Origin of the sequence: Streptomyces sp. SID1328, assembly GCF_009865595.1 — a bacterium.
Taxonomy (GTDB): Bacteria; Actinomycetota; Actinomycetes; order Streptomycetales; family Streptomycetaceae; genus Streptomyces; species Streptomyces griseoluteus.
Window position 1 is genome coordinate 1 of sequence record NZ_WWKH01000638.1, and the last position, 5,759, is coordinate 5,759.

Genomic DNA, 5,759 nt, shown 5'->3' on the forward strand with positions numbered 1-5,759 from the left:
GCTTGTCCAGCGCCTCGCGCAGCTCGGGGTAGTCGGAGCCGTCCAGCGGATACAGGCCCGAGAAGACCATCGGCTTCGGGTCCTTGTAGCCGCCGAGCGCCTCGGTGGCGCCCTTGGCCTGGCTGGTGACGGTGTCACCGACCTTGGACTGGCGGACGTCCTTCACACCGGTGATCAGATAGCCCACCTCACCGACACCGAGACCGTCGGCCGGGCGCATCTCCGGCGAGCTGACGCCGATCTCCAGCAGCTCGTGGGTGGCGCCGGTGGACATCATCCGGATGCGCTCACGCTTGTTGAGCTGGCCGTCGATGACACGGACGTACGTCACGACACCGCGGTAGGAGTCGTACACCGAGTCGAAGATCATCGCGCGGGCGGGGGCGTCCGCGTCACCGACCGGGGCCGGGATCTCCTTGACGACCTTGTTCAGCAGCGCGTCGACGCCGAGACCGGTCTTCGCGGAGACCTTCAGCACGTCGTCGGGGTCGCAGCCGACCAGGTTCGCCAGCTCCTCGGCGAACTTCTCCGGCTGCGCGGCCGGCAGGTCGATCTTGTTCAGCACCGGGATGATCTTGAGGTCGTTCTCCATCGCCAGGTACAGGTTGGCGAGGGTCTGCGCCTCGATGCCCTGGGCGGCGTCGACGAGGAGGACGGTTCCCTCGCAGGCGGCCAGCGACCGCGAGACCTCATAGGTGAAGTCGACGTGGCCCGGCGTGTCGATCATGTTGAGGATGTGCGTCGTGCCCTGGTCGGGGCCCTCGGTCGGGGCCCAGGGCAGACGCACCGCCTGGGACTTGATCGTGATGCCGCGCTCGCGCTCGATGTCCATCCGGTCGAGGTACTGAGCACGCATCTGCCGCTGCTCGACCACACCGGTCAGCTGGAGCATCCGGTCGGCGAGCGTGGACTTGCCGTGGTCGATGTGCGCGATGATGCAGAAGTTGCGGATCAGAGCCGGGGCGGTACGGCTCGGCTCGGGCACATTGTTAGGGGTCGCGGGCACGCAGGGTCCTGTCTCTTGAGGCGCCTTATGCCTCGGGTCGGATCGATACGTAGCTTCCATGGTCCCACGGGGAACGACCGGGGAGCGTTTTGGGCCGCCGTCGGGGCCGCTGGTACTGTAGAGCGCTGTGCCTCATGCCCTCTCAGCGCGAGGCGCGACAACACATTTCTGGATCACCGGTACGGGACCTTTCGTGGGCCCGTGCCTGAACCTGTAAAGGCTCCTTTCGTGGCGAACATCAAGTCCCAGATCAAGCGGATCAAGACCAACGAGAAGGCTCGGCTGCGCAACAAGGCCGTCAAGTCCTCCCTGAAGACCGCGATCCGCAAGGCCCGCGAGGCCGCTGCCGCGGGTGACGTCGAGAAGGCCACCGAGTACCAGCGCGCTGCCGCGCGTCAGCTCGACAAGGCCGTCTCGAAGGGCGTCATCCACAAGAACCAGGCCGCCAACAAGAAGTCGGCGCTCTCGGCCAAGGTCGCGGACCTCAAGGGCTGAACCTCCCTCTGATCTGACCGCCGGAGGGACTCACGAGCGGGCCCTCTCTAACCGCTCCCGTCCGGCATCCCGAAGCCACACGCGGCCTGCGTTCGCCACGCGGGTGTGGCTTCAGCATCTTGGTCCGAAGGCCCCGGCGCCCTCCCCTTCCCAGGGAGGCGCCGGGGCCTTCGGCATGCTCCGCTAAGCCCGCCCTCGGGAGCGGGCCGCCCTGGCGATGGTCACGACCGCCTTCTCCAGCGCGTACTCGGGGTCGTCACTGCCGCCCTTCACGCCGGCGTCGGCCTCCGCGACCGCGCGCAGCGCCACGGACACCCCGTCCGGCGTCCAGCCCCGCATCTGCTGGCGGACCCGGTCGATCTTCCACGGCGGCATCCCCAGCTCACGGGCGAGGTCGGCCGGCCGGCCGCCGCGCGCCGAGGACAGCTTGCCGATGGCCCGCACGCCCTGGGCCAGCGCACTGGTGATCAGCACCGGTGCCACCCCGGTCGACAGCGACCAGCGCAGCGCCTCCAGCGCCTCCGCCGTGCGCCCCTCCACCGCCCGGTCGGCGACGGTGAAGCTCGATGCCTCGGCGCGGCCGGTGTAGTACCGGCCGACCACGGCCTCGTCGATCGTGCCCTCGACGTCGGCCACGAGCTGGGCCACCGCGGAGGCCAGCTCACGCAGGTCGCTGCCGATCGCGTCGACCAGCGTCTGGCACGCCTCGGGCGTCGCGGACCGCCCGAACTCCCGGAACTCGCCCCTGACGAACGCCAGCCGGTCGGCCGGCTTGGTCATCTTCGGGCAGGCGACCTCGCGGGCGCCCGCTTTACGGGCCGCGTCCAGCAGCCCCTTGCCCTTCGCACCACCCGCGTGCAGCAGGACGAGCGTGATCTCCTCGGCGGGCGAGCCGAGGTACGCCTTGACGTCCTTGACCGTGTCGGCAGAGAGATCCTGTGCATTGCGTACGACCACGACTTTGCGCTCGGCGAAGAGCGAGGGACTGGTCAGCTCGGCGAGGGTGCCGGGCTGCAACTGGTCCGGGGTGAGGTCGCGTACGTCCGTGTCGGCGTCGGCGGCCCGGGCGGCGGCCACCACCTCCCGCACGGCACGGTCGAGCAGGAGGTCCTCCTGGCCCACGGCAAGGGTCACCGGGGCGAGAGGGTCGTCATTCGCAGTCTTTCTTGCCATCACTGACAGCATCCCACGCGGCACGGACAACCAAGCCGGGCGTGCACCCTGGCCGGTCCCTGAGCGGACCCTGAGGCGGGGGGTCAGGGGCGCGTGGGGCGCGTGTGCGGGGAGTGCGGGCGCGGAGGCGCGAGGGGCGGGCGCGGAGGGGTGGGGTGCGGGCTTACGGCTCCTCCCGCCAGCCCTCCCACTCGGCCGCAAAGGCGTCCAGCTCGGCGGGGTCCAGCCGGGCCGCCTCGTCGCGCAGGAGCAGCAGCCACTGGGCGTCCTCCGCGTCGTCCTCGCCGGCCAGCGCGTCCCGGACGAGCCGGGGCTCCTCGTCGACGCCGAACCGCGCCCGAAGCACCTCGGCCGCCTCCTCGGCGGCGTCACGGTCGGGGAGCACCAGCACATGTCTCACATCACTCACCGGGCCATTGTCCGGTACGGCGTGGGCGCCGGGCTGCGGGGTGGGTGTCGCGGAGGTCATCCGACGGGAGGCTCCGCACATGAGCAGGCTCAGCCCGTGAGCACGCGCGGCACATCTGCACGTCCAGGTCGACCCGGATGCTCGGTCCGATCGCCGCGATGCCACGGGCCAGCAGGGTCTGCCAGTTGATCGTGTAGTCGTCGCGGTGGAGTTCGGTGGTGGCGCGGCAGGCGGCGCGGGTCTCGCCCTCCATGCCGTCGCCGAGGCCGAGGTACTCGGTGTCGAGGGTCACGGTGCGGGTCACGCCGTGCAGGGAGAGCCCGCCGGTGACGGCCCCTGTGCTGACGAAGGGTCATTCGATCACCGATGCGGCTTTCGAGCAAAACGGGCCCACATCACGGGAGTACGGCCCATGCGCCGGGAGTCACCCGAATTGGCCGCCCCCACTGAAGTCGCGCACCGTGGGGACTTCACTGGGCCCGATCCCGAACCCGTCCCGGTACACCGCGAGCACCTCCTCGTCCGTGCCCAGCTCACCTACCGTCTTGCGCCCGTCGGCGTCCGTGGTCGTCAACGTCCGCCCGCTGAGGGTGATCCGGCCGCCGTCCTCCGTGATCCGCGAGCACACCAGGGACTGGGTGAAGTGCGACTCCGGCGAGGTGGAGTGCCACCAGGCTCCGGCGCGGAAGTCCGGCAGCGTGCGGGGGCGCGTCTCCAGCCGGTACTGCGGCTTGCCGTCCCGGAGGACGTCCAGGTCCTCGTCGCCCGCCTCCGCCACCCGGAACGTACCGCCGGGGTCCGCCTGGTCCCCACGCTCGCCGAAGACCAGCGGACCATGGCTGTGCGCGCCGAATCCCACGTCGGCGATCAGGTCGCCTCCGTCCACCGTCCGCACGCGCAGGGCGAGATGGTCGTACGGGATGCCGAGACCCTCGTCCCCATGGACCCGGCCGGCGAGAAGCTGGACCTCGTAACCGAGCGAGGCCAGCAACAGGCCGAAGGCGCCGTTGAGTTCGTAGCAGAAGCCGCCCCGGTGGCGGGCGACCACCTTGTCCAGCAGCGCATCCTCTTCCAGGACGACGGGCTCGCCCAGGTGAATCGACAGATTCTCGAAGGGCACGGCTCGCAGGTGGCGCAGGTGCAGGTCTCGCAAGGCTTCGGTGGTGGCGCGCGCGGGGCGCTCCGCGCCGAGGCGCTGGAGGTAGGCGTCGGTCCGGGTGGGATTCATGGGGCCAGTGTGGCGGGCGGTGGGACGCTCGGTCCCGCGCCGCCTTGATCTCGGCGTGTGGGACACCCATCCCGATCACGACGAGGGCGCCCTCCCGGTCGGTGTGCGGCCGGACGCGTTGTCGTGACGGGGAACGGCTGAGTGACGACTACCGGACGAGCTGTTCCAGGGTCACAACAGAGCAGGGTCGCGCGTGGCAGCCGGAGCGTTGTGGGCTTCGGCCGTCCGGCGCTCAGTCCCGCATCACCTTCATCCCCCCATGCAGTCCGCCCGCCCCGGTCAGCGCGAGCGCGCCGTCCCGGTCCGTGCGCAGCACCGTGGCTCCGGTGGAGCGGAGGGCGGCCACGGTGGAAGGGGCTGGATGGCCGTAGGGGTTGTCCGTGCCGCAGGAGATGAGGGCCACACGGGGGGCGGTGAGCTGGAGGAGGGCGGGGTCCTGGTAGGCGGAGCCGTGGTGGGCGACCTTCAGGACGTCCACGTGGGAGAGGCCGGCTGCCTCGGGGGTGTGGAGCAGTTCGCGTTGGGCGGGGGGTTCCAGGTCGCCGAGGAGGAGCAGGCGGAGGCCGGCGGTGTGGACCAGGAGGGTGATGCTGGCGTCGTTCGGGCCGTCGGGGGGCGCCCATGCGTCCGCCTGCGGCCAGAGGACACGCCAGGTCAGGGGGCCGACTCGGCGCTCCTCGCCCGCTGCTGCCGTGCTGAGGGGGATGTGGTGGGTGGCGGCCTCCCGGCGTACGGACTCGGCCTGGTCGGGGGGTTCGGCGAAACCCGTGGTCTCGATCGCGGCAACCGAGCGGCCTCGCAGTACTCCGGAGAGCCCTCCCACGTGGTCGGCGTGGAAGTGGGTCAGGACGACCAGGGGGATGCGGGTGATGCCCAGCTCGCGCAGGCAGCGGTCGACCGGTGCCGGGTCGGGTCCGGCGTCCACGACGACAGCGGTGCCGGGGCCGGCGGACAGTACGGTGGCATCGCCCTGGCCGACATCGCACATGGCGAACCGCCAGTCGGGCGGGGGCCAGCCGGTGACCGCGCGGGTCAGTGGGGCGGGGCGTACGACCACCAGCAGGAGGAGCAGGGCGAGGGCGCCGCACCACCAGGGGTGCCGGATCAGGCGCCGGCCGAGGAGGACGAGGGCCACGGTGACGGCGGCCAGCAGCAGCGCCCCCGGCCAGCTTCCCGGCCAGTCCACGCCCGCGCCGGGCTGGGCCGCGCCGGTACGGGCCACGGTGGCGATCCAACCGGCGGGCCAACCCGCGCACCACGCCAGCACCTTGGCCAATGGCATCGACACCGGTGCCGTCGTCAGCGCCGCGAACCCCAGCACGGTCGCGGGGGCCACGGCCAGTTCCACCAGCAGGTTGCACGGCACCGCCACCAGGCTCACCCGCGCCGACAGCACCGCCACGACCGGCGCGCACGCCGCCTGCGCCGCCGCGGCCGCCGCCAGCCCC

Annotated in this window: 6 protein-coding genes and 1 pseudogene; 1 reads left to right on the plus strand and 6 read right to left on the minus strand. The window is 71.5% G+C overall.

The features are described from left to right. Positions 1-1,006, minus strand: a 1,006-nt coding sequence (locus GT030_RS20765; protein ID WP_161202387.1) for a GTP-binding protein, incomplete at its 3' end; no start/stop codon positions are given. Positions 1,007-1,234: 228 nt separating this feature from the next. Here GT030_RS20765 and rpsT point away from each other — a divergent pair. Beyond that, on the plus strand, positions 1,235-1,501 hold the full coding sequence (gene rpsT, locus GT030_RS20770; RefSeq protein WP_030814907.1) for a 30S ribosomal protein S20: 267 nt from the start codon (positions 1,235-1,237) through the stop codon (positions 1,499-1,501). 183 nt (positions 1,502-1,684) lie between these two features. Here rpsT and holA read toward each other — a convergent pair whose 3' ends face one another. The 5 genes and pseudogenes from holA to GT030_RS20795 form a co-directional block, all read right to left on the minus strand. Beyond that, a complete protein-coding gene (holA, locus tag GT030_RS20775) occupies positions 1,685-2,674 on the minus strand; it encodes a DNA polymerase III subunit delta (RefSeq protein WP_202460354.1) in 990 nt (329 codons plus the stop codon). Between the two features lie 163 nt (positions 2,675-2,837). Next, positions 2,838-3,083 (minus strand): hypothetical protein, encoded by a 246-nt coding sequence (locus tag GT030_RS20780; RefSeq protein WP_161202389.1) that lies wholly within the window; start codon positions 3,081-3,083, stop codon positions 2,838-2,840. A gap of 112 nt (positions 3,084-3,195) precedes the next feature. Next, positions 3,196-3,417: pseudogene (locus GT030_RS36625) on the minus strand (YceI family protein); the annotation flags it as partial. Positions 3,418-3,507: 90 nt separating this feature from the next. Then, positions 3,508-4,311: an arylamine N-acetyltransferase gene (locus GT030_RS20790; RefSeq protein WP_161202390.1), complete on the minus strand. Its 804-nt coding sequence runs from the start codon at positions 4,309-4,311 to the stop codon at positions 3,508-3,510. A 232-nt stretch (positions 4,312-4,543) separates the two neighbouring features. Continuing rightward, positions 4,544-5,759, minus strand: a 1,216-nt coding sequence (locus GT030_RS20795) for a ComEC/Rec2 family competence protein (RefSeq protein ID WP_161202391.1), incomplete at its 5' end; no start/stop codon positions are given.

Coding starts and splice junctions, on each gene's coding strand:
- holA (WP_202460354.1), bottom strand. CDS start 2,674: ATGGCAAGAAAGACTGCGAATGACGACCCTCTCGCCCCGGTGACCCTT.
- GT030_RS20790 (WP_161202390.1), bottom strand. CDS start 4,311: ATGAATCCCACCCGGACCGACGCCTACCTCCAGCGCCTCGGCGCGGAG.